The sequence below is a fragment of the Microbacterium sp. NPDC058345 genome, from assembly GCF_042723855.1.
GTDB lineage: Bacteria > Actinomycetota > Actinomycetes > Actinomycetales > Microbacteriaceae > Microbacterium.
This window is the reverse complement of sequence record NZ_JBHXIG010000004.1, coordinates 83,838-109,066: the sequence shown is the minus strand read 5'-3', so window position 1 is coordinate 109,066 and position 25,229 is coordinate 83,838. Positions and strand designations below refer to the sequence as shown.

At 69.1% G+C, this 25,229-nt stretch carries 26 protein-coding genes; 12 read left to right on the top strand and 14 right to left on the bottom strand.

Annotation, left to right across the window (positions count from 1 at the left end):
• Positions 1–29: 29 nt before the first annotated feature.
• Both ACFWH5_RS14925 and ACFWH5_RS14920 read right to left on the bottom strand, forming a co-directional pair.
• A complete protein-coding gene (locus tag ACFWH5_RS14925) occupies positions 30–1,112 on the bottom strand; it encodes a BMP family protein (protein ID WP_378836076.1) in 1,083 nt (360 codons plus the stop codon).
• Between the two features lie 168 nt (positions 1,113–1,280).
• Complete coding sequence (locus tag ACFWH5_RS14920) at positions 1,281–2,393, bottom strand: mannose-1-phosphate guanylyltransferase (RefSeq protein WP_378836073.1); 1,113 nt, start codon at positions 2,391–2,393, stop codon at positions 1,281–1,283.
• 201 nt (positions 2,394–2,594) lie between these two features.
• Between ACFWH5_RS14920 and sdhC the strand changes: the two genes are divergently transcribed.
• The 5 genes from sdhC to ACFWH5_RS14895 all read left to right on the top strand — a co-directional run bounded on the left by sdhC (position 2,595) and on the right by ACFWH5_RS14895 (position 7,033).
• Complete coding sequence (gene sdhC / locus ACFWH5_RS14915; RefSeq protein WP_378836071.1) at positions 2,595–3,029, top strand: succinate dehydrogenase, cytochrome b556 subunit; 435 nt, start codon at positions 2,595–2,597, stop codon at positions 3,027–3,029.
• Positions 3,029–3,472, top strand: coding sequence for a succinate dehydrogenase hydrophobic membrane anchor subunit (locus tag ACFWH5_RS14910; RefSeq protein WP_378836068.1), 444 nt, complete (start codon positions 3,029–3,031; stop codon positions 3,470–3,472). Before sdhC ends, ACFWH5_RS14910 begins: the two co-directional genes overlap by 1 nt.
• Positions 3,473–3,489: 17 nt before the next feature.
• Positions 3,490–5,316, top strand: a complete 1,827-nt coding sequence (gene sdhA / locus ACFWH5_RS14905; RefSeq protein ID WP_378836066.1) for a succinate dehydrogenase flavoprotein subunit — start codon at positions 3,490–3,492, stop codon at positions 5,314–5,316.
• 2 nt (positions 5,317–5,318) lie between these two features.
• Positions 5,319–6,089: a succinate dehydrogenase iron-sulfur subunit gene (locus tag ACFWH5_RS14900; protein WP_378836064.1), complete on the top strand. Its 771-nt coding sequence runs from the start codon at positions 5,319–5,321 to the stop codon at positions 6,087–6,089.
• 104 nt (positions 6,090–6,193) lie between these two features.
• Complete coding sequence (locus tag ACFWH5_RS14895) at positions 6,194–7,033, top strand: exodeoxyribonuclease III (protein WP_378836061.1); 840 nt, start codon at positions 6,194–6,196, stop codon at positions 7,031–7,033.
• 3 nt (positions 7,034–7,036) lie between these two features.
• Here ACFWH5_RS14895 and ACFWH5_RS14890 read toward each other — a convergent pair whose 3' ends face one another.
• The gene (locus tag ACFWH5_RS14890; RefSeq protein WP_378836058.1) at positions 7,037–7,363 is read right to left on the bottom strand and encodes a hypothetical protein; all 327 of its coding nucleotides are present in this window, start codon (positions 7,361–7,363) and stop codon (positions 7,037–7,039) included.
• A gap of 56 nt (positions 7,364–7,419) precedes the next feature.
• On the opposite strand from ACFWH5_RS14890, the gene trpS reads away from it, so the two are divergent.
• Together trpS and ACFWH5_RS14880 are read left to right on the top strand one after the other, a co-directional pair.
• Positions 7,420–8,424 (top strand): tryptophan--tRNA ligase, encoded by a 1,005-nt coding sequence (trpS, locus tag ACFWH5_RS14885; RefSeq protein ID WP_378836056.1) that lies wholly within the window; start codon positions 7,420–7,422, stop codon positions 8,422–8,424.
• Positions 8,425–8,464: 40 nt separating this feature from the next.
• Complete coding sequence (locus ACFWH5_RS14880; protein WP_378836053.1) at positions 8,465–9,052, top strand: hypothetical protein; 588 nt, start codon at positions 8,465–8,467, stop codon at positions 9,050–9,052.
• A gap of 21 nt (positions 9,053–9,073) precedes the next feature.
• Here the strand turns inward: ACFWH5_RS14880 and pth are convergent, their stop codons facing one another.
• Together pth and ACFWH5_RS14870 are read right to left on the bottom strand one after the other, a co-directional pair.
• Complete coding sequence (pth, locus tag ACFWH5_RS14875) at positions 9,074–9,655, bottom strand: aminoacyl-tRNA hydrolase (RefSeq protein ID WP_378836051.1); 582 nt, start codon at positions 9,653–9,655, stop codon at positions 9,074–9,076.
• 75 nt (positions 9,656–9,730) lie between these two features.
• Positions 9,731–10,351, bottom strand: a complete 621-nt coding sequence (locus ACFWH5_RS14870) for a 50S ribosomal protein L25/general stress protein Ctc (RefSeq protein WP_378836048.1) — start codon at positions 10,349–10,351, stop codon at positions 9,731–9,733.
• A 206-nt stretch (positions 10,352–10,557) separates the two neighbouring features.
• Between ACFWH5_RS14870 and ACFWH5_RS14865 the strand changes: the two genes are divergently transcribed.
• Positions 10,558–10,683 (top strand): hypothetical protein, encoded by a 126-nt coding sequence (locus tag ACFWH5_RS14865; RefSeq protein ID WP_378836046.1) that lies wholly within the window; start codon positions 10,558–10,560, stop codon positions 10,681–10,683.
• An 80-nt stretch (positions 10,684–10,763) separates the two neighbouring features.
• Positions 10,764–12,218 carry an NADP-dependent phosphogluconate dehydrogenase gene (gene gndA, locus ACFWH5_RS14860; RefSeq protein ID WP_378836043.1) on the top strand — a complete coding sequence of 485 codons (1,455 nt, stop codon included), beginning with the start codon at positions 10,764–10,766 and terminating at the stop codon, positions 12,216–12,218.
• Between the two features lie 56 nt (positions 12,219–12,274).
• On the opposite strand, the gene ACFWH5_RS14855 is transcribed toward gndA, so the two are convergent.
• The 6 genes from ACFWH5_RS14855 to ACFWH5_RS14830 form a co-directional block, all read right to left on the bottom strand.
• Positions 12,275–13,510, bottom strand: coding sequence for an FAD-binding oxidoreductase (locus tag ACFWH5_RS14855; protein ID WP_378836041.1), 1,236 nt, complete (start codon positions 13,508–13,510; stop codon positions 12,275–12,277).
• A gap of 38 nt (positions 13,511–13,548) precedes the next feature.
• Entirely contained in the window at positions 13,549–14,538 is a 990-nt protein-coding gene (locus ACFWH5_RS14850; RefSeq protein WP_378836038.1) for a zinc-binding dehydrogenase, read from the bottom strand.
• Positions 14,539–14,581: 43 nt separating this feature from the next.
• Entirely contained in the window at positions 14,582–15,736 is a 1,155-nt protein-coding gene (dgoD, locus tag ACFWH5_RS14845; protein WP_378836035.1) for a galactonate dehydratase, read from the bottom strand.
• 2 nt (positions 15,737–15,738) lie between these two features.
• Positions 15,739–16,623 (bottom strand): carbohydrate ABC transporter permease, encoded by an 885-nt coding sequence (locus ACFWH5_RS14840; protein WP_378836033.1) that lies wholly within the window; start codon positions 16,621–16,623, stop codon positions 15,739–15,741.
• Complete coding sequence (locus ACFWH5_RS14835; RefSeq protein WP_378836030.1) at positions 16,620–17,546, bottom strand: carbohydrate ABC transporter permease; 927 nt, start codon at positions 17,544–17,546, stop codon at positions 16,620–16,622. Before ACFWH5_RS14835 ends, ACFWH5_RS14840 begins: the two co-directional genes overlap by 4 nt.
• A 65-nt stretch (positions 17,547–17,611) precedes the next feature.
• Positions 17,612–18,919 carry an ABC transporter substrate-binding protein gene (locus ACFWH5_RS14830; RefSeq protein WP_378836028.1) on the bottom strand — a complete coding sequence of 436 codons (1,308 nt, stop codon included), beginning with the start codon at positions 18,917–18,919 and terminating at the stop codon, positions 17,612–17,614.
• 135 nt (positions 18,920–19,054) lie between these two features.
• Between ACFWH5_RS14830 and ACFWH5_RS14825 the strand changes: the two genes are divergently transcribed.
• The 3 genes from ACFWH5_RS14825 to ACFWH5_RS14815 all read left to right on the top strand — a co-directional run bounded on the left by ACFWH5_RS14825 (position 19,055) and on the right by ACFWH5_RS14815 (position 22,121).
• The gene (locus ACFWH5_RS14825; RefSeq protein ID WP_378836024.1) at positions 19,055–19,819 is read left to right on the top strand and encodes a FadR/GntR family transcriptional regulator; all 765 of its coding nucleotides are present in this window, start codon (positions 19,055–19,057) and stop codon (positions 19,817–19,819) included.
• Between the two features lie 67 nt (positions 19,820–19,886).
• The gene (locus ACFWH5_RS14820; RefSeq protein WP_378836021.1) at positions 19,887–20,615 is read left to right on the top strand and encodes a response regulator transcription factor; all 729 of its coding nucleotides are present in this window, start codon (positions 19,887–19,889) and stop codon (positions 20,613–20,615) included.
• 9 nt (positions 20,616–20,624) lie between these two features.
• Positions 20,625–22,121, top strand: coding sequence for a sensor histidine kinase (locus tag ACFWH5_RS14815; RefSeq protein ID WP_378836020.1), 1,497 nt, complete (start codon positions 20,625–20,627; stop codon positions 22,119–22,121).
• Positions 22,122–22,287: 166 nt separating this feature from the next.
• Here ACFWH5_RS14815 and ACFWH5_RS14810 read toward each other — a convergent pair whose 3' ends face one another.
• Genes ACFWH5_RS14810 through ACFWH5_RS14800 form a run of 3 tightly spaced genes read right to left on the bottom strand, consistent with a single transcriptional unit; the run spans position 22,288 to position 25,196 of the window.
• A complete protein-coding gene (locus tag ACFWH5_RS14810) occupies positions 22,288–23,838 on the bottom strand; it encodes an FAD-dependent oxidoreductase (protein WP_378836017.1) in 1,551 nt (516 codons plus the stop codon).
• Between the two features lie 4 nt (positions 23,839–23,842).
• Entirely contained in the window at positions 23,843–24,733 is an 891-nt protein-coding gene (locus tag ACFWH5_RS14805) for an FAD:protein FMN transferase (protein WP_378836015.1), read from the bottom strand.
• A 10-nt stretch (positions 24,734–24,743) separates the two neighbouring features.
• Positions 24,744–25,196 carry an FMN-binding protein gene (locus ACFWH5_RS14800; protein ID WP_378836012.1) on the bottom strand — a complete coding sequence of 151 codons (453 nt, stop codon included), beginning with the start codon at positions 25,194–25,196 and terminating at the stop codon, positions 24,744–24,746.
• Between the last annotated feature and the right edge of the window lie 33 nt (positions 25,197–25,229).

Below are 25,229 nucleotides of genomic sequence, written 5' to 3'. Positions count from 1 at the left end.
TCCGGCCGGCCTCCCCGTGGCGATTCGTCTTACTCGCTGAGGTAGGACGTGACGGTGATGTTCCCGTCGATGATGTCCTGCTTGATCTGGTCGAGCTGCTCCACGAGCTCGGCGTCGACCTTGTCCTCGAAGCTGTGCAGCGGCGCGATGCCGACGCCCTCGTTCTCGAGCGTGCCGATGTAGGCCTCACCGTCGAAGCTGCCGTCGGCCGCGGCCGTCACCGCCTCGTACGTCGAGAGGTCCATCGCCTTCAGCACCGAGGTGAGCACGAAGTCGGCCGTGGTCGGGTCGGTGTTGAACAGGTCCGCGTCCGCGCCGATCAGCGCGACGTCCTTGCCGGACTCCTTGATGGCCTGCAGACCCGACTGGTAGATCGGGCCGCCCACGGGGAAGAGCACGTCGACGCCCTGGTCGATGATGTTCTTCGCCACGGTCTTGGCGCCCTGGTTGGCTTCGAAGCCACCGGTGAACGATCCGGTGGTGCCGTCCCATCCGACGACCTGGACCTCCGAGCCGTTCTGCTCGTTGTAGTAGTCCACGCCCTGCTTGAAGCCGTCCATGAAGATCGTGACGGTCGGGAACTCCATGCCGCCGTACGTGCCGACCTTGCCCGCCTCGGAGTAGCCGGCCGAGAGGTAACCGGCCAGGAAGGCGGCCTCAGCGGTGTTGTACAGCAGCGGCTTGACGTTGTCGGGCTTGTTCTCGCCGCCGGCGTCGTCGACGAGGATGAAGTCCGTGTCGGGGTTGGCGTTCGCCGCGTCGACGGTGGCCTGCGAGAGCGCGAAGCCGACGGAGACGATGGCGTTGCAGCCCTCGGAGACCATGTTGTCGATGTTCGGGCCGTACTCGGTCTCGGCATTCGACTCCGCCTCGCGGAAGGTGGCGCCGAGTTCGTCGGCCGCCTTCTTCGTGCCCTCGTAGGAGAGCTGGTTGAAGGACTTGTCGTCGAAGCCGCCGGCGTCGGAGACGATGCAGGCCGAGAAGTCCGCTGCGGCGTCGCCGCCGCCACCCGGCTCGTTCTCGGTCGGAGCCTGGCCGCAGCCGGCGAGAGCGAAGATGACGCCGGCGGCGATCGTCGCGCCGAGCAGCTTCCTGGTCGTGGAGATGGGCACGCTATGCCTCCCTGAAGAGATCCCCGCGGACATCGCGGGTCGGTCTAAGTTACCTACGGTTACGCAGACTGTGCACGCTCGGCCCGGTTGTGCTGGCGAAAGGTTACAAAGCTGCAATGATGACGGCGCGGAGCGCCTGGTCACCGGGCACAGTCGCGGATGCGGTGATCAGAGCACGTCCCCGCGCCCGGTCAGCTTGAGCGACTCGACGACGCCCTTCACGCGCTGGGCGTGCTCGACCGTCGTGACCAGCAGCGCATCCTCGGTGTCGACGACGACGATGTCCTGCACCCCGACGAGGCTGATCACCCGCGACGTCTGACTGACCAGGATGCCGCTGGCGGCATCCGTGAGCACCCGCGCCTTGGGGCCCAGCACGGCGAGATCGTTCTTGCGGCCGTGGGTGATGAGCTTGGTGAGCGAGGCGAAGTCCCCGACGTCGTCCCAGTCGAAGTGACCGGGAACCACCGCCAGCCTTCCCCGGTCGGCGGCAGGCTCGGCGACGGCGTAGTCGATGGCGATTTTCTTCAGTCGCGGCCAGAGGCGGTCGACGGCGGGACCGCGGCGCTCGCGGTCGTCCCAGGCCTCGGCCAGCTCGAGCAGTCCCGCGTGCAGTTCGGGCTCGTTCGCCGCCAGCTCGTCGAGGAGCACGCTCGCCTTCGCGATGAACATGCCCGCGTTCCACAGGTAGGTGCGCTCGGCGAGATAGGTCTTCGCGGTCTCGAGATCGGGCTTCTCGACGAAGCGCTCGACGAGCGCGGCCTCGCGCGCGCCCTCGACGATCAGCTCCGGTCCGCGCTTGATGTAACCGAAACCCACGGACGGCTCGGTGGGAGCGATGCCGATGGTGCAGATGTATCCCTCACGGGCCACCTCGACGGCGTCGCGGACGGCGAACTCGAACACGCGGGTGCCGCGGATGACATGGTCGGCGCTGAACGAACCGATGATGACGTCGGGCTCGCGGCGATGCAGGATCGCCGCGGCGAGTCCGATCGCGGCGGCGGAGTCGCGCGGCTCGGACTCCAGGATGACGTTGAGATCCGCGATGCCGGGCAGCTGCTCCTCGACGGCGGCGCGATGCGCCCGCCCGGTGACCACGGCGATCCGGTCCGGACCGGTGAGCGGCTCGAGCCGATCCCAGGTGTCACGCAGCAGCGACTGCCCCGAGCCGGTGAGATCGTGCAGGAACTTCGGCGCATCCGCGCGCGACAGCGGCCACAGTCTGCTGCCGATGCCGCCGGCCGGGATCACTGCGTAGAAGTCGTCGATTCGCCCCATGCCCCTAACCTATCCGCCGGTCCGCCGGCGCCGTGAGCCGACGATAGGCGCGCGACATCGGCACGATGCACGATCGGAATGACCGCGGACCGCCTTAGGGTCGCCTTCGTCGCCCCCGGCGTTGCGACGGGAATAGGATGAGGGGGATCGGGCGCGCCCTCGGTGCGTGTGCCCGGCATCGCATCGATAGGGAGGACGACCGTGTCCACGAGCACTCGCTTGACACCGTCGATTTCGGAAACCACATCGAAGACGCCGCGCGGAACCCTCTACCGGGGTCGCGAAGGCATGTGGTCGTGGGTGCTTCACCGCATCACCGGAGTCGCGATCTTCTTCTTCCTCCTCGTGCATGTGCTCGACACAGCGCTCATCCGCGTCTCCCCCGAGGCGTACGACGCGGTCATCGGCACGTACAAGAACCCGGTCATGGCGTTCGGCGAGGTCGTCCTCGTCGCGGGCATCGCGTTCCACGCGATGAACGGCCTGCGCATCATCCTGGTCGACTTCTGGGCGAAGGGCGCCAAGTACCAGCGCCAGCTGTTCTGGATCGTCATGGGCGTGTGGGTCGTGATCATGGCCGGCTTCGTGCCCCGCCATCTCGCCCTCGCGTTCGCCGGATTCGGAGGAGGACACTGATGTCGGTTCAGACCGTGGCTCCCGTCGCCCGCCGTCAGCGCGGGTTCAACCTCGAGAAGTGGGGCTGGCTGTTCATGCGCGCCTCCGGCGTGCTGCTCGTCGTGCTGATCTTCGGCCACCTGTTCGTCAACCTGATGATCGGTGACGGCATCCACGCCCTCGACTTCGCCTTCGTCGCCGGCAAGTTCGCCAACCCGTTCTGGCAGTGGTGGGACGTACTGATGCTCTGGCTCGCGCTGATCCACGGCGCCAACGGCATGCGCACGATCGTCAACGACTACGTCACGCACGACAAGGCTCGCAAGGCGCTGGTGTGGGCCCTCGGCCTGGCCGCCGCCCTGCTGATCATCCTGGGCACCCTCGTGGTGTTCACGTTCGACCCGTGCGGCGGCGTCCTCGCGGACGGCGCCATGTGGGAGACCTGCCAGGCGCTGGGCAAGTAAGAAGAAGAGGCATACGAGTGACCACGCAGACCCAGGATTCCGTCGTGCGCGACGGTGTGCACTACCACCAGTTCGACATCGTCATCGTGGGCGCCGGCGGCGCCGGGATGCGCGCCGCGATCGAAGCCGGCCCCGGCGCACGGACCGCGGTGATCTCGAAGCTGTACCCCACCCGCTCGCACACCGGTGCGGCGCAGGGCGGTATGGCCGCGGCGCTCGCGAACGTCGAGGAGGACAGCTGGGAGTGGCACACCTTCGACACGATCAAGGGCGGTGACTACCTCGTCGACCAGGATGCCGCCGAGATCCTCGCCAAGGAGGCGATCGACGCGGTCATCGACCTCGAGAACATGGGTCTGCCCTTCAACCGCACGCCCGACGGCAAGATCGACCAGCGCCGGTTCGGCGGTCACACCGCCGAGCACGGCAAGACGCCGGTGCGCCGCGCCTGCTACGCGGCGGACCGCACCGGGCACATGATCCTGCAGACGCTGTTCCAGAACTGCGTCAAGCTGGGCATCAACTTCTTCAACGAGTTCTACGTGCTCGACCTCATCACCGTGAAGGACGCCGACGGCGCCACCCAGGTGGCGGGAGTCATCGCCTACGACCTGGCCACGGGCGAACTGCACGTGTTCCACTCCAAGGCCGTGGTCTTCGCCACGGGCGGCTTCGGCAAGATCTTCAAGACCACCTCCAACGCGCACACCCTCACCGGTGACGGCGTCGGGATCGTGTGGCGCAAGGGCCTGCCGCTGGAGGACATGGAGTTCTTCCAGTTCCACCCCACCGGCCTCGCCGGCCTCGGCATCCTGCTCACCGAGGGCGCCCGAGGCGAGGGCGCCATCCTGCGCAACGCGTCCGGTGAGCGCTTCATGGAGCGCTACGCCCCCACCATCAAGGACCTCGCCCCGCGTGACATCGTCGCCCGCTCGATGGTGCAGGAGGTGCTGGACGGACGGGGTGCCGGACCGCACAAGGACTACGTGCTGCTGGACTGCACGCACCTGGGTGCGGAGATCCTCGAGACGAAGCTGCCCGACATCACGGAGTTCGCCCGCACCTATCTCGGTGTGGACCCCGTCGTCGAGCCGGTGCCGGTGATGCCGACCGCGCACTACGCGATGGGCGGCATCCCCACCAACAACGACGCTGAGGTGCTCGCCGACAACGAGACCGTGGTCCCCGGCCTCTACGCCGCGGGCGAGTGCGCCTGCGTGTCGGTGCACGGCTCGAACCGCCTCGGCACCAACTCGCTGCTCGACATCAACGTCTTCGGCAAGCGCGCCGGCCGCAACGCGGTCGAGTACGTCAAGACCGCCGACTTCGTGCCCCTGCCCGAGAACCCCGCCGCGTTCGTGTCCGAGATGATCGAGAACCTGCGCAACAGCCAGGGCACCGAGCGCATCGCCGTGCTGCGCAAGACGCTGCAGGACGAGATGGACAGGGGCGCGCAGGTGTTCCGCACGCACGAATCACTGCAGCACGTTCTCGGCGTCATCGCCGAGCTTCGTGAGCGCTACAAGAACATCCACGTCGACGACAAGGGCCGTCGCTTCAACACCGACCTTCTCGAAGCCGTCGAGCTCGGCTTCCTGCTCGACATCGCCGAGGTCGTCGTCTACGCCGCGCAGAACCGCGAGGAGAGCCGTGGCGGCCACATGCGCGACGACTTCCCGAACCGCGATGACGAGAACTGGATGAAGCACACGATGGCGTATCTCACCGGAGACGCGCACTCATCGGACCCCAGCGACCACATCGAGCTCAGCACGAAGCCGGTCGTGTTCGCGAAGAACGAAGATGGCGAACTGCGCTACCCGCCGATGGAGAGGAAGTACTGATCATGTCCAACGCCGTCGCAGAGGCTCCCGCCGACAGCACCGCCGGCGACACCGGCGTGCAGTCCTTCCTGGTGACGTTCATCATCCGCCGCTTCGACCCCGAGGTCGACGCGGAGCCGCGCTGGGTGGACTACGACGTGGAGCTGTTCTCCACCGACCGCGTGCTCGACGCGCTGCACAAGATCAAATGGGAGGTCGACGGCTCGCTGTCGTTCCGCCGCTCCTGTGCGCACGGCATCTGCGGCTCCGATGCCATGCGCATCAACGGCCGCAACCGGCTGGCGTGCAAGACGCTGATCAAGGACCTCGACATCTCCAAGCCGATCTACGTCGAGGCCATCAAGGGCCTGCCGCTGGAGAAGGACCTCATCGTCGACATGGAGCCGTTCTTCGCCTCCTACCGCGAGGTGCAGCCGTTCCTCATCGCGAACTCCGCCCCCGAGAAGGGCAAGGAGCGCGTGCAGTCGATCGCCGACCGCGCGATCTTCGACGACACCACCAAGTGCATCCTGTGCGCCGCGTGCACGTCGTCGTGCCCGGTGTTCTGGACGGACGGGCAGTACTTCGGCCCGGCGGCGATCGTGAACGCGCACCGCTTCATCTTCGACTCGCGCGACGACGCGGGCGACGTGCGTCTGGACATCCTCAACGACAAGGAAGGCGTGTGGCGCTGCCGCACGACCTTCAACTGCACCGAGGCATGCCCGCGCGGCATCGAGGTCACCAAGGCGATCGCCGACGTGAAGCAGGCGATCCTGCGCGGCGGTTCCTGAACGCCCCCATCGTGGCAGAGCGCCCGGTCGATCCGATTCGGCCGGGCGCTTCGTCGTTTTGGCGGCGGCGCAGCGATGTCGGCGGCCGAGTTTAGGCTGGAAACATGCCCCATCTGCGTATCGCCTCCGTCAACGTCAACGGCATCCGCGCCGCCGTGCGCAACGGGATGCGCTCCTGGCTGGATGCGGCCGACGTCGACGTGCTGACGGTGCAGGAGGTGCGCGGTCAGGACGAGCATCTGGGGGCGGCGTTCCCCGACTGGGCGATCGTGCACGATGCCGCCACCGCGAAGGGCCGCGCGGGTGTCGCGATCCTCAGCCGCGAGCCGGCGTCCGCCTCGCGCGCGATTCTCGGGGCCGACGACTTCGATTCGGCGGGCCGCTGGCTCGAGGCGGACTTCGCCATCGGCGGGCTTCCGCTGACCGTCGTCAGCGCCTACGTGCACAGCGGTGAAGCCGACACCCCCAAGCAGGACGAGAAGTGGAAGTTCCTCGACGCCATGACGGTGCGGCTGGGCGAGCTGGGCACGCCTGACGCGATGGCCCTCATCACCGGCGATCTGAACGTGGGCCACCGCGAGCTCGACATCAAGAACTGGCGCGGCAACCGCACCAAGGCCGGGTTCCTCCCCCGCGAGCGCGCCTACTTCGACCGTTTCCTCGGCGAGGCCGGTGCGCAGGTCACCGGCGTCGACGGCTCGACCGGCTCTGGACTGGGCTGGGTCGACATCGGCCGCGTGCACCACGGCGAGGTGGATGGGCCGTACACCTGGTGGTCGATGCGGGGGAAGGCGTTCGACAACGACAGCGGCTGGCGCATCGACTACCACCTCGCCACGCCCGCACTCGCCGCCAGGGCGACCGGATACACCGTCGCCCGCGCCGCGACCTACGCCGAGCGGTGGAGCGATCACGCGCCTGTGGTCGTCGACTACACGTACTGATCCTCAGCGGTTCATCCAGGCGGCGACGATCGCGACGGGAGTCAGCAGGACGACCAGAGCGGCGATGCCGAACGCGACGGTCCTGCGCCGCGCCGGAAAGGCGAGCGCAGCGAACGTCGCGGCGACGATCTCGATCGCGAGCACGATCGGCGTCAGCCCGAGAAGCAGGATGAAGCTGTTGTCTTCGACCGGAGAACCGCTCGGCCGGCCGAACATGAAGAGCTCGACGGCGAGCGCTCCGAGCCACAGCACTCCGAAGACGAGCGCCAGCACCAGGGAGACGATGCGGAGGGGACTCTCCCCGAGGCGCTCGGGTGACATGTCGCTCATGACAGGAGTGTGCCACGAATGACGAGGCGCTCCAGGCTCCCCCATAGGATTGAACGGTGACGAGACCACGCCTCTACTCCGGAATGCAGCCCTCCGCCGACTCCCTCCACAGCGGCAACTACATCGGGGCGCTGCTGCAGTGGCGTGACATGCAGGCGTCCTACGACGCGTTCTTCTCGGTCGTCGATCTGCACGCCATCACCGTCGCCCAGGATCCCGCAGAGCTGCGCGAGAAGACGCGCCGGACCGCCGCGCAGTACATCGCCGCCGGCATCGAGCCGTCCAAGTCGACCCTGTACGTGCAGTCGCACGTGCGCGCGCACGCCGAGCTCGCCTGGATCCTCAGCACGATCACCGGGTTCGGCGAGGCCGGCCGGATGACGCAGTTCAAGGACAAGTCGGCCCGCTACGGCCAGGACTCCACCTCGGTCGGCCTGTTCACCTACCCGGTGCTGATGGCGGCCGACATCCTGCTGTACCAGACCGAGCTGGTGCCGGTGGGCGACGACCAGAAGCAGCACGTCGAACTGACCCGCGATCTCGCCGAGCGCTTCAACAAGCGCTTCGGCGAGGCGTTCACGATCCCGCAGCCCGTGATCCAGAAGGACACCGCCCGCATCTACGATCTGCAGAACCCGTCATCGAAGATGTCGAAGTCGGCCGACAGCGACGCCGGCGTGCTGTGGCTGCTCGACGACCCGGCGAAGTCGGCGAAGAAGATCATGCGGGCGGTCACCGACACCGAAGGATCGGTGCGCTACGACCGCGAGAACAAGCCCGGCGTCTCGAACCTGCTCACGATCTACGCGGCGCTGACCGGTCGCGAGGTGGGCTCGATCGAAGACGAGTACGCGGGGCGCGGCTACGGCGACTTCAAGAAGGACCTCGCCGAGGTCGTGGTGAACGAGTTCGGCCCGGTGCGCGAGCGTGCGACGGAACTGCTCTCCGACCCCGCCGAGCTCGACCGGCTGCTCGCGGTGAACGCCGCGAAGGCGGATGCCGTGGCCGATGCGACCCTCGCCGACGTGTACGAGAAGGTGGGCCTGCTGCGGCGCGTGTGAGCCGCCGGGAAGGGTCGCTCCCGCGCCGTAGGATAGTGGCGTGACCGAGCCGACATCGCCGCCCGTTCCACCGCACGGAGCAGTCCCGCCGCCGCCCGCGACGCCTTTCCCGGCTCCTGGCCCGCTCGCTGCCGACTCCGGCGTTCCCGCTCCCGGCTATCAGGCGCCTGCCGGGGCTTACCGCGTGCCCGTGGGCGGTTATCAGGCTCCCGCCGGCGGGTACAGCGTGCCGCCGACCACTCCCCCGGCATCCGCCGGCCTGGGCGTCTTCGCGCTGATCGCCGCTCTGCTCGCCGGCGTCGTCATCCCGGTGATCGGCGGAGTGCTCGGCCATGAGATCGGCGTACGGGTTCCCGCCGCCGACATCGCCGCCACCACCGGCGACGACCTCTCCTTCCTCAGCCCCGCGCGCACGCAGGTGCTGTGGGCGGAGATCTCGTTCTGGGCGGGAACCGTACTCGGCGTGGCCGCCATCGCGCTCGGAATCGTCGCCACCGTGAAGCGCCGCGGCCGCGGCCAGGGCATCGCGGCCATCGTCGTCGCCGCCCTCGGGCCGCTGCTCTTCTTCGGCGCGACGTTCGTGCTGTTCGGCATCGGCACGGCCACCGGAATGATGGCGGCCGCCTGACGGCGGGCACCCGTGCGCGGTTCAGCCGCGCGAGTGGTGCCGCTGCTGAGCGGCGAGCAGTCCCTCGTCGACGAGCTGCTCGACCGCATCCGCCACGTCGGAGACGAAGATCGGCAGCGTGTCACGCTCCGCGGAGCCGAACGGCGAGAGCACCCAGTCCGCCGGGTCCTGACGTCCCGGCGGACGGCCGATGCCCGCACGCACGCGCGGGAAGTCGGGGGTGCTGAGAGCGCGGGCCACATCGCGGACGCCGTTGTGCCCGCCGTGCCCGCCGCCGGTCTTGAGCCGGATGCTGTCGTACGGGATGTCGAGCTCGTCGTGGATGACCACGACGTGCGCCGGATCGACGGAGTAGAACCGGGCGAGGGCGGCGACCGGCGTACCCGAGGTGTTCATGTAGGTGTTCGGCTTGGCGAGCACCAGCTTGTCCGCGCCAGGGCGCAGCCAGGTCTCGATCACCCGCGCGCCCGCCTTGTGCTCGCGGAACCGCTCACCCCGCCGCTCGGCGAGCTCGTCGAGCACCATCTGCCCGATGTTGTGCCGGGTCGTCTCGTAACGCGGCCCGGGGTTGCCCAGTCCGACGATCAGCCAGGTGGCCGCCATGGCCGCTCCTCTCCTGCGGGGACGACGAAGGGGACGCGATCCGCTCGCGTCCCCTCCATCCGTGGTCTCAGCGGATCACTCCGCAGCGGCCTCCTCGGCCGGAGCCTCGGCGCCAGCCCCCTCGGCGGCGCCCTCCTCAGCCTCGGGCTCGGCGGAGACCGCGGGAACCGAGATCGCGACGATCAGGGTCTCCGGGTCGGCGACCAGGCTGACGCCCTTGGGCAGCTTCACGTCGGCGGCGGTGATGTGCGCGCCCTCCTCGAGGCCCTCGACCGAGACCTCGACGTGCTGCGGAATGTGCGTGGCCTCAGCCTCGACCGCCAGCGTGGTCGCGTCGAGGTTGGCGATGGTACCGGCGAAGGACTCGCCGACGAGCACGACGGGGAGGTCGATCGCGACCTTCTCGCCCTTCTTCACGACCAGCAGGTCGATGTGCTCGATGATCTGGTGCACCGGGTCCTTCTGCACGTCCTTGACCAGGGCGAGCTCGCTGCGGCCCTCGATGTCGAGGGTGAGCAGCGCGTTGGCGCGGCGGATGATCAGCGCGGTCTGGTGGCCGGGCAGTGCGACGTGCACGGGCTCGGTACCGTGACCGTAGATGACGGCCGGGATCTTGCCTGCCGCACGAAGGCGGCGGGCGAAGCCCTTGCCGAACTCGGTGCGCAGCTCGGCGCTGACCTTGTTGTCGTCGGACATGTGGTTCTCCTTCAGGACGCGCGGGATGGGCCGCGCGGTGGTCGTGGGGTCTCGGCGCCTCGGATCGGACACGAGGAGGCGAAGCCATGATGCTCAACTGACCACTGGGCTCACATCGCCGCGTCGATAACGGATGAACGCGCACGCGCGCCACCCCTCGCCGAGGAACTCCTCCATGGTACCCGAATCGCGGGTAGGCTGTTGCCATGCTCGATGGTGCTTTCCTCTCCCACGTCGTCCTCTGGGTCGTCGGCGCGATCGCCGTCTGCGGCGTCGTCTCGTCGTTCGCCGCGTTGTTCGCGATGGGGCGCACGGGGTACCGCAAGGACTGACGCCGACACAGATGCGCTCCGGCTGAACGGGCGACGGTACGCTGAAAGCCGTCCCACCCGCTGCCATCGAGGAGCTCTCAGTGCCCGAAGCATCAGCCAACATCGGAGTCGTCGGACTCGCCGTCATGGGTTCGAACCTGGCCCGCAATCTCGCCAGCCGGGAGGGGAACACCGTCGCGGTGTTCAACCGGAGCCGCGGGAAGACGGATGAGCTGGTCGCCGCGCACCCCGAGGCGGGTTTCGTTCCGGCGTTCTCATACGAGGAGTTCGCGGCCAGCCTGCAGAAGCCGCGCACGGCGATCATCATGGTCAAGGCCGGCGCGGGTACGGATGCCGTGATCGACCAGCTCACGCGCGTGTTCGAACCGGGCGACATCATCGTCGACGGCGGCAACGCGTACTTCCCCGACACCATCCGGCGCGAGAAGCAGGTGCGCGAGACGGGCATCAACTTCGTGGGCGCCGGGATCTCCGGCGGCGAGGAGGGCGCGCTCACCGGTCCGTCGATCATGCCCGGTGGCTCGGACGAATCGTGGGTGACCCTCGGCCCCATCCTGCGCTCGATCGCCGCCGTCGCCGAGGGCGAGCCGTGCGTGACGCACGTCGGCCATGACGGCGCCGGTCACTTCGTGAAGATGGTGCACAACGGCATCGAGTACGCCGACATGCAGCTCATCGCCGAGGCGTACGACCTCATCCGCCGCGGCACCGGCAAGACCCCGGCGGAGATCGCCGAGATCTTCGCCGAGTGGAACAGGGGCGAGCTGGAGTCGTACCTGATCGAGATCACCGCCGAGGTGCTGCGCCAGGTGGATGCCGAGACCGGCAAGCCCCTGGTCGACGTCATCCTCGACCAGGCCGGCGCCAAGGGCACCGGCGCCTGGACCGTGCAGACTGCGCTGGGGCTGGGCGTGCCGGTCTCGGGCATCGCCGAGGCGACGTTCGCCCGCTCGCTGTCCTCGCACCCCGAGCAGCGTGTCGTGGCCGCCGACCTGCCGGGCCCTGATGATGTCTTCGCCGTGCCCGCAGACGAGGTGGACGCCTTCATCGAGGACGTGCGTCTGGCGCTGTACGCCTCGAAGATCGTCGCCTACTCGCAGGGCTTCGACGAGATCCGCGCCGGTGCCGCCGAGTACGACTGGAACATCGATCTCGGCGCCATCTCGAAGATCTGGCGCGGCGGCTGCATCATCCGCGCGCAGTTCCTCAACCGCATCGCCGACGCGTACGACAGCACCCCCGACCTGGCCGTGCTCATGGCGGCGCCGTACTTCGCGGAGGCGCTCACGCGTGCACAGGTCTCGTGGCGGCGCGTGGTCGTCGCTGCCGCACAGGCCGGCATCCCCGCCCCGGCGTTCTCGTCATCGCTGTCGTACTACGACGGCATCCGTGCCGACCGCCTGCCCGCCGCGCTCATCCAGGGGCAGCGCGACTTCTTCGGTGCACACACCTACCGGCGCATCGACAAGGAGGGCACCTTCCACACGCTGTGGTCGGGCGACCGCTCCGAGATCGAAGCGGAAGACACCCACTAGTCCTCCACCGCTTCATGCCGAGAGGCCGGGATCGTACGGTCCCGGCCTCTCGCGCATCAGACCGCGATGTTGTGGTTGCGCCGGAAGGTGTTCTGGGGGTCCCATCGCGCCTTCAGCTCGCGCAGCCGCTCGTACGCGACGACGTCGAACATGCCGGGCACCGCGTCCGGGCGCTCCGCATCGGCGAAGTTCCCATACTCGGCGAGTCGTCCGCCGGTGATGGCCCCCGCGTCGGCGAGCACCGCTTCGCGCATGGCGTCGTCGAGCATCCCGGGCACGTCGAAGCCGCCTGCCATCACGAACCAGGTCGCGTCGCGGGCGGGAAAGGCCGTGCCCTCCTGCGGAACGTCGCCGAAGGCGCCGCCGAGTGAGCGCAGGAAGACCACCGAGGCGGGGTACGCCGATCGGAAGGCCACCAGGCGGTCGATGAGCTCATCGTCCAGCTCGCGGATCAGCCCGTTACCGCCCAGCAGCCGAGGGGGTGCGGCGTCGGGGTCGGCCGGTTGCGGCATCTCCATCAGGATGTCGGGATACGCCGCGCCGGAGACGTCGCCGACGACACCGTCGAGTTCGGTCAGCGGGGCCAAGACGCGACGGAGTGCATCGGGGTCGTCACCCGCCCAGACGGCGACGAGACGAGCGCCGGCCGGTGCACTGGGGTCCATCGCGGGCACGTCCATGTACGTCACGGTCAGCTCCCGCGGTGCATCCCTGAGGATGTCGCGCATCGCTCGCAGCACCGCGGCACGGTCCGCACCGTCGCCGACGAGGAACTCGCCGAGCGCGACGCGCGTCAGCGGATGCGCCTCGAAATCGAAGCGGGTGACGACGCCGAAGTTGCCTCCGCCGCCGCGCAGCGCCCAGAACAGCTCCGGCTGCTCGGTGGCCGAGGTCTCGACGATCTCCCCCGCGGCGGTGACGACCTGGGCGCCGACGAGCTGGTCGACGGCCAGTCCCCAGGCGCGCACCATCAGTCCGATGCCTCCGCCGAGGGTGAGCCCGCCGACGCCGACGCTGCGGGTGTCACCGGAGCTGAGGGCGAGCTCGTGGTCGGCGAGCACGTCCGCCACGGCACCCCAGGTGGCGCCGCCGCCGATGCTCACCCGTGAGCCCGCCACGCCGATGTCCGCGAGCGCGGAGAGGTCGATCCGCACACCCTCCGATGCGGAGTGCGACCAGGGTCCGTGACCGCCCGCGATCACGGTGACGGGCTGAGCGCCCGCCTGCGCCTGCCGTACGAGGGCGGCGACATCTTCTGCGGTCCGAGGCCGCAGGTTCTGCTCTGAATCCATGTGCACACGCTAGCCCTGGTGACCGACACCGCGACAGGTCAGGGCACGACGACCGTCTTCACGCCCTCGCCGCGCTCCGCGGCCGTCAGCGCCGAGAAGAAGTCGTCGATGCCCACCCTGCCGGTGATCAGCGGGGTCAGGATGACGTCACCCGACGCGATGAGCCTCATCGCGGCGCGCCACGAGGCGGGGGTCGAGGCGAAGCCGCTCGTCACCGTCAGCTCCTTGTAGAGCACGGTGTCGAACGGCAGCATGATCTCCCGGCCGAAGATGCCGACCTGCACGTACCTCCCACCCGCGCGCAGCGCACGGAGGGCGGATGCCGCCGCCGTTGCGGCGCCGGAGCATTCGATCGCGACGTCGAAGGCATCCTCGTCCGGCGGGCCCTCGGTGACGCCGATGCCGAGTTCGGCGGCGACGGCGAGGCGCGCGGCATCCGACGGCAGACCCGCGAGGGTCACGACGCCGCCGGACGCACGGGCGACCTGCGCCGCCAGCTGCCCCATCGCGCCCGGCCCGGTCACGAGCACCCGGTCGCCGGCCTGCACCACCGGCGGGTCGAGCAGACACTGCGCGACGCAGGCGAGCGGCTCGCTCAGCACGCCGTCGAGCTCTCCCGGCGTCGCCGGGAGGCGGTGCAGGTTGATCACGGGCACGCGCAGCCGCGACGCGAACCCGCCGTCACGGAACGACCCGATCGACCGGCGTTCGGCGCAGAGGTTCCGCCGGCCGGCCCGGCACGCGTCACAGTGCTCGCACGTCGAGAAGTACGTCTCCAGCGCGACCTTGGCGCCGATCCATCCGGCGTCCTCCGGCGAGCCGGTCGCGGAGACCACGCCGAGGACCTCATGCCCCATGATCACGGGGCGGGCGTGCGCGTACTCGTCGTGGGCGATGTGCACGTCCGTGCCGCAGAGGCCGGTGGCGATCACGTCGACGATCGCCTCGCCCGGCCCGGCGGACGGAGGGTCGACCTCGCCGATCTCGATCCCCGACTGGCCCTCTCGGCGCTTGATCACCGCACGCACGACACGCCGCCTCTCGCGCCCGGCCGGCATCGGCGGCGCGCCCTCACCATTCCGCGACCGATCCGTCGGGGTGACGCCACACCGGGTTCTGCCAGCGCTCCCAGCTCGCCGAGGCGTCGCGCACCGCGCGCTCGTCGATCTCGATGCCGAGCCCTGGGCCGGTGAGGCGCTCGAACCCGCCGCCGACGAACTTCAGCGGCGACGTGTCGGCGACGTAGTCGAGCACCTCGGCGCCGCTGTTGTAGTGGATGCCGATCGACTGCTCCTGGATGAGATGGTTCGGCACGGCGAAGCCGATCTGCAGGCAGGAGGCCAGTGCGAGCGGGCCGAGCGGACAGTGCGGGGCGATGGCGACGTCGAACGCCTCGGCGAGCGCGGCGATGCGGCGCACCTCCGAGATCCCGCCGGCGTGCGACAGGTCCGGCTGCACGATCGCCACGCCGGCCGCCAGCACCGGCAGGAACTCCTGCCGGGTGTACAGGCGCTCGCCGGTCGCGATCGGGATCGTGGTGGCATCCACCATCTTTCCGATCATGTGCGTGTTCTCCGGGACCACCGGCTCCTCGATGAAGAAGGGATGCAGCGGCTCGATGAGCGGCGCGAGGCGTCGCGCGGTGCCCAGCGTGAACCGGCCATGCAGGTCGACGGCCACATCCCGGTCGGGCCCCAGCACCTCGCGCGCGCTGGCGACGCGGTCGACGACGCCGTTCAGATCGGCGACGGTGCCGCTGCGATTCATCCGCCCGGAGGCGTTCATCTTCACCGCGGTGAGGCCGACCTCGAGCTGCGCGGAGATGTGGTCGGCGACCTCGGCCGGATCATCGCCGCCGACCCAGCCGTACGCGCGGATGCGGTCGCGCACCGGGCCGCCCAGCAGGTCGTGCACCGGCACGCCGAGCCGTTTGCCCTTGAGGTCCCACAGCGCCTGGTCCACGCCGGAGACGGCGCTGGCGAGCACAGGGCCGCCCCGGTAGAACTGCCCCTTGGTGAGCACCTGCCAGTGATCCTCGATGCGGCCGGGGTCCTTGCCGAGCAGGTACTCGGCGAACTGGTCGACGGCCGCTCGCACGACGTCGGCGTACCCCTCCAGCGATGCCTCACCCCAGCCGACGAGGCCGTCGTCCGTCTCGATGCGCACGAACAGCCAGCGCGGCGCGACCGGGAAGCTCTCGACCCGGGTGATGGATGCAGGGATCATGCCTATCCCTTCGTGGCGCCGGCGGTGAGCCCCGACACGATGTACCGCTGGGTGAACAGCGCGATCAGCATGATCGGCGTGGTGACGACGACGGATGCCGCCATCAGCGCCCCCCAGTCGATCGAGGCGTACCCGATGAAATCGAAGATGGCGACGGGCAGCGTCTTGGTCGACTGCCCGGAGAGGACGAGCGCGAACATGAAGTTGTTCCACGAGAAGATGAACGACAGGATGGTCGCCGTCGCGATGCCGGGGATCGACAGCGGCAGCGTGATGCGGAAGAACGCCCCGATCGCGGTGAGCCCGTCGACCTGGCCGGACTCCTCGAGCTCCTCGGGCAGCTGATCGAAGAACGACATCATGATGTACAGGATCAGCGGCAGCGACACGAACATGTGGGACATGATCAGCGGCGCGTAGCCGCCCGTCATCCGCAGCTGCGCGAAGATGAAGTACCACGGCACCAGCAGGCTGACACCGGGGATGATCCGGGCGAGCAGCACCACCATGGCGGACTTGTTCATCATGAACCGGCTCATCGCGTAGGCGGCGGGCACGGCCAGCACGAGCGACAGTCCGGTGGCCATGAACGCCACGAAGAACGAGTTCCAGATGTAGACCAGGTAGTTCCCGCGGCGCGGGTCGAACACGGTGCCATAGTTCTCGAGCGTCGGAGCGAAGACGAACGCCTGCGAGGGGTCGTAGATCTGCACGTTCAGCTTGAAGCTCGCCAGCACCATCCACACGATCGGTCCGAGGAAGGCGAGGACGATCAGCGCGAGCCCGGCGAAGCGCGCCACCCCGCTCCACCGGAACCGCCGCCGGCGCAGCATCGGGGGTCTGCTCCCGCCGGTCACGACGGTGCGGGTGTCGGTGATCGCGGTCATGACTCCCTGGCCTTTCTCTGCATCTGGAGCACCCAGATCACGGCGAGGATGATGAGGAAGAAGAGGATCAGCACCGCCGAGGCGACGCCGTACTCGTTGTAGTCGAAGCTCAGCCCGTAGGCGTACACGTTCAACGTCTCCACATCGTGGAACGCGCCGCCGCCCTTGCCCTTCGTGGCGTACAGGATGTCGAAGGTCTTCAGCGCATCGATCCCTCGCAGCAGCACGGCGGCGATGATGACCGGGCGCATGAGCGGCACGGTGACGTACCAGAAGCGCTGCCACCCGTTGGCGCCGTCGACGCGCGCCGCCTCCTGCGGCTCGTCGGAGAGACTGGTGAGACCGGCCAGCAGGATCAGGGCGACCATGGGCGTCCACTGCCAGATGTCGACGAAGGTGAGGGTGGCGAGCGACGTGGCAGGGTCGGCGAGCCAGGGCTGCGGCGGGATGCCGAACCAGCCGAGCATCTCGTTGATGAAGCCGATGTTCGGCTCGAACAGCAGGCGCCACATCATGCCGACGGCGACCGGCGTGGCGACGAGCGGAAGCAGCACGACCGTGCGGACCAGGCCCTGACCGCGGAACGGCTTCCACAGCAGCAGGGCGATGATCATGCCGAGGATGAGTTCGAAGGTCAGGGCGCCTGCGGTGAACGCGAACGTCCGCCACACCGCGGGCCAGAACCGCTCGGTGTCCGTGAGCACCTCGGCGTAGTTCTGAACGCCGTTGAAGTCGAAGTCGCGGCGCACCGAGCGCTTGGCGTCGGTGAAGCTGAGGTACAGCGTCCAGGCGAGCGGGACGGCGAGCAGCAGCGTCGTGAACGCCATGGTCGGTCCGGCGAACAGCCACTTGCGGTGCTTGTTCGCCCAACGACTGAAGCGCTCGCCCGCCCCGACGCTCTTCTGAGTCTGAAGTGCAGTCATGAGTGCATCCGTAGGGTGGGCCGTCGCCCCGGGAGCGGTCCCGGGGCGACGGCGGACGGAAGGGGTTACTCGCTGTCCTCGACGAGGAACTCGTCGAAGGCGGTGTCGGCGGTGTCGACCGCCTCATCGACATCACCCCCGGCGATCGCCACCACGATCGGCTCGCCGACGATCTCGCGAGCCTGTGCGACCTGGAACACCAGCGGACGGTCCTGGCCGACGCCGTTCTGACCGTTGACCTTGATCGCCTCGACGAGCTCCTCCGGGTACTCGGCGGTGGCCTCGGGGTTGTCCCACACCGAGGTGCGCGCTCCGGAGACGCCGAGCTTCGACATCTCGAGGGTGATCTCCTTCGACGTCGCCCACTGGATGAATTGCCAGGCCGCCGACTGGTGCGCGGACGCCTCGTTGATGCCGAGCGCCCATGCCGCGACGTTGTACGGCTTGGAGCCGTCGGGCCCCTCAGGGAAGGCCGCGAAGCCCACCTGGTCCGACACCGTCGACTGCGACGGGTCCGTCATGTTCTTGTAGAGGCTGTCGGCGTCGGCGATGAACGCGGCCTTGCCCTGCTGGAACACCGCGAACGCCTCGGGCCAGCTCATCTCGGGGTTGATCGTGGCGTCGGTGTGGTTGCGGATGAGATCGCCGTAGAACGTGTACGCCTCGCGCGCCGCATCGCTGCCGATCGCCGACGAGCCGTCCTCGATGAACTTCCCGCCGAAGCTGAACAGGAACGCGCTGAACTGCGTCACCGCGGCCGACTTGCCGGTGCGGCCGACGTACCCGGCGACCTCGGGGTTCTGCTCATGGATGGCGGCCGCCGCCGCATCCAGCTCCTCGAGGGTCTTCGGAACCTCGAGACCGGCCTGCTCGAGCAGGTCCTTGCGGTAGTACAGGACGGTGCGCTCCGTGATGATCGGGACGCCGACGACGGCGTCCTCGTAAGTGGTGAGCGAGGCGGGTCCCTCCTGGAAGTCCGCCCAGTCCCACTCCTCGTCCGACTCGACCTGCTCGGTGATGTCGGAGAGATAGCCGTTGCTGGCGAAGAGCATGTTCTCCTGCAGCGGCCGGTACATGAGCACGTCGATCTCGTCCGTACCCGCGTTGAGCTTCACGTTGTACTGGTCGGAGAGCTGATCCTCGGCGAGCTGAGTGATCTCGACCGTCGCGCCGGTCTCCTCCTCGAACTTCGGGATCAGCTCCTTGATCGTCTCGGTCCAGACGTGATTGGCGAGCGTGACCCGGATGGTCTCGCCCTCTATACCGGCGTTCTCGTCGATGTCCGAGCCGGAGCTGCAGCTGACCAGAGCTCCGGCGACGACGGCGGTGAGGGCCACTGCGGCGAATCGAGTGGCCGTGGATCCGTTCTTCACTGTGTCTCCATCCCGAGCCGCGCGTCTTCGCGACAGCTCTTGGTGCAGGTGTTCCGTTACATCTGCTCAATGAGCACTCTAGGCACGTAAAATCATACTTATCAAGACGTGAGGCGCGAAAGATAAGATCAATCCATGAACAGCTCCTCATCGAGCGTCACGAACGCCGGTCCGGCACCCGTCGGCGATCTGCGCAATCTCGTGCTGGACACGCTCGGCAGGGAGATCTGCGCGGGCGCCGTCGCCCCGAACAGCACCTTCACCATCGAATCGATCGAGAGCCGCTTCCAGGTGTCGCGTCCTGTGGTGCGCGAGGCCCTGCGCGCACTGGAGGCCCTGGGGCTGGTCACCCCGAAGCGCCGCATCGGGGTGCGGGTGCTGCCCCTCGTCGACTGGAACGTCTACGACCTGCAGGTGATCCGCTGGCGCTTGGCCGGACCCAGTCGTGTGGCGCAGCTGCGCTCGCTCACCGAGCTGCGCGGCGCGATCGAGCCCGCCGCCGCCCGTCTCGCCGCCACGCGCGCGCATCTCGACCAGGCCAGCGAGCTCGTCGGAATCGCCGGCCGGATGTGGGGCGCGGGCAAGACCGGAGACCTGCCCGCGTTCGTGCGTCTGGACCTGCAGTTCCACCGACTGGTCCTGGAGATGAGCGGGAACGAGATGTTCGCCCAGCTGCACCACCTCGTCGATGAGGTGCTGCGCGGCCGCTCGCAGTACAACCTCATGCCGCAGTTCCCTGCCGCCGAGGCGCTGGAGTGGCACGTGGACATCGCCACCGCGATCCAGACCGGGAACGCCGATCGCGCTGCGCAGTCGATGATCAAGATCACGGAACGGGCTCTCGCCGAGATGAGCAGCATCTGGGAACGCGACCTGGACGCGCCGCACGACCAGGACTGAGGTGTCTCACAGACGGCTCATAGGACTTCCCTAGCCTTCCATGCGGCAGGACGCGCACAATGGAGCCATGAGCACTGAGCACCCGGATCTGCGCCGACCGGACGGAACGCCGCTGCGCATCCTCGCCGTCGACGACGAGCCCATGCTGACCGACCTGCTGGCCATGGCGCTGCGCATGGAGGGCTGGGAGGTGCGCACCGCCGCATCCGGCCTGGAGGCGCTGCAGGTGGCGCGCGATTTCGAACCCGACGCCCTGGTACTCGATGTGATGATGCCCGACCTCGACGGCATGAGCGTGCTGCGCAGACTGCGCGAGTCGGGCCATCTCGTGCCCGTGGTGTTCCTCACCGCGAAGGACGCCGTCGCCGATCGCATCGCCGGACTCACCGCCGGGGGCGACGACTACGTCACCAAGCCGTTCAGCCTGGAAGAGGTCATCGCGCGCCTGCGTGCGGTGATCCGCCGCGCCGGACAGGTGCGCGCCGACGACGAGCAGGCCATCCTGCGCGTGGCCGATCTGTCGCTGAACGAGGACAGCCACGAGGTGATGCGCGGTGACGACGAGATCGAGCTGACCGCGACGGAGTTCGAGCTGCTGCGCTTCCTGATGCGCAACGAGCGGCGCGTGCTGTCGAAGGCGCAGATCCTCGACCGGGTGTGGAGCTACGATTTCGGCGGCAAGTCGTCGGTCGTCGAGCTGTACATCTCCTACCTGCGCAAGAAGATCGACGCCGGTCGCACTCCCCTGCTGCACACCGTGCGCGGCGTGGGCTACATGATCAAGTCGCCGCAGTAGGACGTCGTGATGCTGCCCCGACCCCTGAGCCTGCAGGCCAGGCTCATGGCCGCGGTGATCGGGTTCGTCTCGCTCATCCTGGTGATCGTCGCCATCATCACCAGCGCCACCCTCGGCAAGACCCTCGAGGATCAGGTGCAGAGTCAGCTGAACTCGTACTCGGCCACCACCAAGCAGCTCGTCGCGGATATGGACGAACTGCTCCCCGGCGATCAGCTCACCGCCGAGCGGGTGCTCACAGGACGACGCGTGCCCGCCGGGCTGCTGCTGGCGGTGCAGCCGCCCAACAGCGCGGCGACCGGACTGATCGTCACCCCGAACGGCGGCAGGGCGCTCGACAGCGGCGAGCTGTTCGAGCTGACCCAGGCGCTGCGCGACACGCATGACGCCACGGTGTCGCTCGCCGACCACGGATCGTTCCGGGTGACCGTCGATCGCACCCCGAACGGCACCGTCATCGTCACGGGGCTCTCCCGCGCCGAGGTGCAGCGCACTCTTGGTTCGCTGTTCACCGTGATCGCCCTGGCCACCCTCGGCGGGCTCGTGCTACTCGCGCTCACCACCGCCGTGACGATCAGCGTGAGTCTGCGCCCGCTGCGCGCCGTCGCGGCGACCGCCACCCGCGTCGCCAACCAGCCGCTCGACCGCGGCGAGGTGTCGATCACCGAACGGGTGCCCGAGACCGAAGCCGATCCGCGCACCGAGACGGGGCTGGTGGGGGCGGCGCTGAACACCCTGCTCGATCATGTCGACAGCTCGCTCGCCGCCCGCCAGCGCAACGAGGAGCGGATGCGGCGCTTCGTCGCCGACGCCAGCCATGAGCTGCGCACGCCGCTCGCCTCGATCCGCGGCTATTCCGAGCTGTCGCTCAAGGCGCTCGGCCAGGGCCGCACGCCCGAGACCCTGCAGAACACGACCTCGGCGCTCGAGCGCATCCAGGCGCAGTCGGTGCGGATGACCCGGCTGGTGGAGGATCTGCTGCTGCTGGCGCGTCTCGACGAGGGCCGCGAGCTCGTCCGCGGCGAGGTCGATCTCACGCAGCTCGCCGTGGAGGCGATCGCGGATGCGCAGCCCACGGCGCTCGAACATGCGTGGGAGATCGATGTGCCGGAGCATCCGGTGCGGATCACGGGCGACGCGGGGCGCCTGCACCAGGTCGTCGCCAATCTGCTCGCCAACGCCCGCACCCACACACCGGAGGGGACGACGATCACGCTCTCGGTGGCGTCGGTGCCGGACGGGGCCGAGGTGCGGGTGCACGACGATGGGCCCGGCATCGATCCGGGTCTGCGCGAGGAGCTCTTCGCGCGGTTCGCGCGCGGCGACGTCTCACGTGCACGGCAGAGCGGCGGCACCGGCCTTGGTCTCGCGATCGCGAAGGCGATCGTCGAGGGGCACGGCGGCACGATCTCGGTGACCAGTGAGCCCGGCGACACGACCTTCACCGTGCGCCTGCCCGCCGCCGCGGCATCGGCATCCGGGTCGGAGTCACCGCCCGAGCCGTGACCGGCTCGCCAACACCACCACCACTGTCACACTTTTCGGCATCTGGCACGGCGATCGACGTGACAATCGACGAAAAGTGTGACAGTGGTGGGGGCGCTGCGGGAAGGATGCGGCGGGTGGGGCGCTGCGGGAAGGATGCGGCGGATGCGGCGGATGCGGCCGCGGCTCAGTAGCCCGCGAACGCGTCGGTCGTCAGCGAGCGCGCCTTCTGCAGGGCGGGGGCGAGATCCGCGATCAGCCGCGGCGGACCCGAGATGAAGGCGTGCCTGACGGCGAGGTCCGGGACGATCCGCTCCAGGCCGGCGGCGTCCAGCCGCGCGCCGCGCGCCCACGTCCAGTGCGCGGGAAGCGCCGAAGGCTCGTCGCGGGTGAAGACGACCACCCGCACTCCGGTTTCCGCGATCTCGTCGCGGAAGGCCAGTTCGGCCGCCTCGGCCGCCACGTAGACCAGCACGACGTCTCGCTCGACCCGGGTCGCGCGCAGCTGGCGCAGCTGCGACACGAAAGGCGTGACGCCGATTCCCGCGGCCACCATCAGCACGGGTGCGCCACCCCGGGGCAGCACGAAGTCGCCCCAGGTGCCGGTCACGGCGAGCACGGCGCCGGGCTCGGCGGCGGCGAGCGCCCGCTTGTAGCTGGAGGGATGCTTCTGATCGCCGTCCTTGTATGCGATGCGCAGCGTGGGCAGGTCGGCCGGCGCGGAGAGGATGCTGAACTCCCGGCGGGTGCCGCGGGCATCCGGACGGCGGTGCGGCATGTCGAGTTCGAGGTACTGTCCGGCGATGAACCGCAGCCGGCTCCCGACGCGGAAGGTGAGCTCCTGAGCGGTCGGCGTGACGAACTGCCGCTTCTCGAGGACGAGGCGCACCGAGCCGCGCACGGCGAAGGCGAAGGCGAGCAGGTTGCCGACGAGCAGCGCCCGCTCCTGGCCGAGCGTGAAGAGGCCGGCGATCGAGATCGGCCAGCCCGCGAGGAGGCCGACCAGGCCGGCGACGCTGAACTGCTGCCAGCGCCTCGGGGGCAGCGTGAGCGGCTCGGAGAGCATGAACGCGCCGAGGAACAGATACGGTGACTGCGCGAGCGCCAGCAGCAGCGCGTCGGGCAGCGAGAAGACCAGGCCGAACGCCTGGGCCTGCACCGCCTGCCGCACGATCGACACGATCACGGCCATGAAGAGGAACACCAGCACGATGCGCACCTTCTCGGTGCGCCACAGCACGGCGAGCCCCAGCACGGCGACCGGCACCGCGAGCGCCGGCGTGCCGACCCACCAGGACGAGAAGGTGCCGAGGCCGAACACCGTCACGACCGCGGCGCCGAAGGCCGCCGGGTTGAGGATGTGCCGGCCGCGCCAGGCGATGAGGTACTTCGACAGGCTCGCCAGCGCTCCCGCCAGGGCGGTGCCGGCCAGACCGGGAAGGGTCATCGACGGCTGCAGCACGAACAGCAGGATCAGCGCCGTGACCAGCGAGGACTCCACGCGCCAGGGCAGGCGCAGGATCCTCTGGGCACCGGCGTCGACGAGCGAGATCACCAGCGCGAGCACGGCGAACGAGACCACGATCTCGAGCGCGCTCGCCCCGACCGCTCCGAAGAACGAGAGCACGATCGCGATCGCCGCCAGGGCGATCAGCGCGAAGAGGACGAGCCGGTACATCGAGATCGCGCCGAGGACGGCCAGCACACGCTGCCGCAGCGCCGTGAAGGAGGTGATCACCCCTCTACTCTTCCGTACTTCCTGATGCCCCGGCGCGGCCGGGGGTGCCGAGGAACAGATCGCCGTCGAAGCCCGCGGACCACTCGACGCGTCCGTCGGTGCTCATCCGCACCCACTGTGCATCCCAGCGCTCGGCGATGCGCTCACCCCCGTCGAAGAACAGCGCGGTCGCGACGGCATCCGCGTGCATGGTGTCGGCCGCGATCGCCCAGGTCGCCGCCCACCTGCGCACCGGCATCCCGGTGCGTGCATCGAGCACGTGGTGCAGGCCGCCGCCCCACGCGCGCCGGTTCACCGCCGAGGCGCACAGCGCGCGGTCGGCGACCTCGACCACGCCGATCGCCCGGCTCGGGTCGTACGGATGCTCCAGGGCGATGCGCAGAGACCCGCCGCGCACGCGCAGATCACCGCTGGCGTCCACGACCACGCGCCCCGGCACGGTTGAGAGCTCGGCGAGCACCAGATCCACGAGCCGGCCCTTTCCCAGTGCGCCGACATCGATCACAGCCGGGCCCTCCAGCGTCAGCGCGGCGGCGCTGCAGCGCAGCATCCGTCGCCAGTCCTGCGGGCCGGGCCGTGGTGACCCCGGCCGCAGCGAGACGGCGGCATCGTAGCCGAGCGCTTCGAGGCCATCGCCGATCAGCGGGTTCACCGCGCCGCCGGTGGCGTCGGACAGCTCACCGTATGCGCCGAGCATCGCCGCGGCGTCCGCGGGCGCGGCGGCCGTGCCGCCCTCGCGCAGGCGCGTCACCAGCGAGTCCGCACGGAACCGCGACCAGTCCGCATCGAAGCGCTCGATCACGGCGCCGACCGCGTCGCGCACCCGGCGGGGCAGCGGCTCAGCGGTCTCGATCTCCCATCGGGTGCCGATCGCGTCGAAGCGCCACACGATCACGGCGGCCGATTCACTCCGCCGCGAGGGACTTGATCGCCTCGACCGCCTGGTTGAACCCGCCGCTGGTCAGCGACGATCCGGCGACCCTGTCGACCTGGAGGTCGTCGAGCTTCCTGCCGACGACGACGTCGTCGATTCCGTCGATGAACTGGCCCTGGAAGCGCTCGGTCTCGGGCGCCATCGGGTCGCCGGTCACCTCGACGGCGGTGACGACGTCCTCCTCCAGGGTGAGGGTCACCGACACCGTCTCGACGGTCTCCGGAGTCTGGTACGACCCTTCCGCGGTGTACTCGCCGTCGGCGTAGGGGGCGGTCGCCTCCGACGGCGCGCCGCCGGATGGCGACTGCTGATCAGCGTCGGCCGCACCCGAGCATCCGGCCAGCACGAGGGCGCCGGCGAGGCCGGCGAGAGCTGTTCCGGTGCGGACGACGGTGCCGGTGCGGAGAGCGGGGTGCGCGGTCATGCGTCCAGCATCCGGCATCCGGCTATGAGAACT

Coding starts and splice junctions, on each gene's coding strand:
- ACFWH5_RS14855 (WP_378836041.1), bottom strand. CDS start 13,510: ATGGATTCAGAGCAGAACCTGCGGCCTCGGACCGCAGAAGATGTCGCC.
- ACFWH5_RS14895 (WP_378836061.1), top strand. CDS start 6,194: ATGCCCCATCTGCGTATCGCCTCCGTCAACGTCAACGGCATCCGCGCC.
- ACFWH5_RS14900 (WP_378836064.1), top strand. CDS start 5,319: ATGTCCAACGCCGTCGCAGAGGCTCCCGCCGACAGCACCGCCGGCGAC.
- ACFWH5_RS14825 (WP_378836024.1), top strand. CDS start 19,055: ATGAACAGCTCCTCATCGAGCGTCACGAACGCCGGTCCGGCACCCGTC.
- ACFWH5_RS14820 (WP_378836021.1), top strand. CDS start 19,887: ATGAGCACTGAGCACCCGGATCTGCGCCGACCGGACGGAACGCCGCTG.
- ACFWH5_RS14870 (WP_378836048.1), bottom strand. CDS start 10,351: ATGTCCGACGACAACAAGGTCAGCGCCGAGCTGCGCACCGAGTTCGGC.
- ACFWH5_RS14865 (WP_378836046.1), top strand. CDS start 10,558: ATGCTCGATGGTGCTTTCCTCTCCCACGTCGTCCTCTGGGTCGTCGGC.
- ACFWH5_RS14815 (WP_378836020.1), top strand. CDS start 20,625: ATGCTGCCCCGACCCCTGAGCCTGCAGGCCAGGCTCATGGCCGCGGTG.
- ACFWH5_RS14910 (WP_378836068.1), top strand. CDS start 3,029: ATGTCGGTTCAGACCGTGGCTCCCGTCGCCCGCCGTCAGCGCGGGTTC.
- ACFWH5_RS14835 (WP_378836030.1), bottom strand. CDS start 17,546: ATGACTGCACTTCAGACTCAGAAGAGCGTCGGGGCGGGCGAGCGCTTC.
- pth (WP_378836051.1), bottom strand. CDS start 9,655: ATGGCGGCCACCTGGCTGATCGTCGGACTGGGCAACCCCGGGCCGCGT.
- ACFWH5_RS14890 (WP_378836058.1), bottom strand. CDS start 7,363: ATGAGCGACATGTCACCCGAGCGCCTCGGGGAGAGTCCCCTCCGCATC.
- ACFWH5_RS14920 (WP_378836073.1), bottom strand. CDS start 2,393: ATGGGGCGAATCGACGACTTCTACGCAGTGATCCCGGCCGGCGGCATC.
- ACFWH5_RS14800 (WP_378836012.1), bottom strand. CDS start 25,196: ATGACCGCGCACCCCGCTCTCCGCACCGGCACCGTCGTCCGCACCGGA.
- dgoD (WP_378836035.1), bottom strand. CDS start 15,736: ATGATCCCTGCATCCATCACCCGGGTCGAGAGCTTCCCGGTCGCGCCG.
- ACFWH5_RS14840 (WP_378836033.1), bottom strand. CDS start 16,623: ATGACCGCGATCACCGACACCCGCACCGTCGTGACCGGCGGGAGCAGA.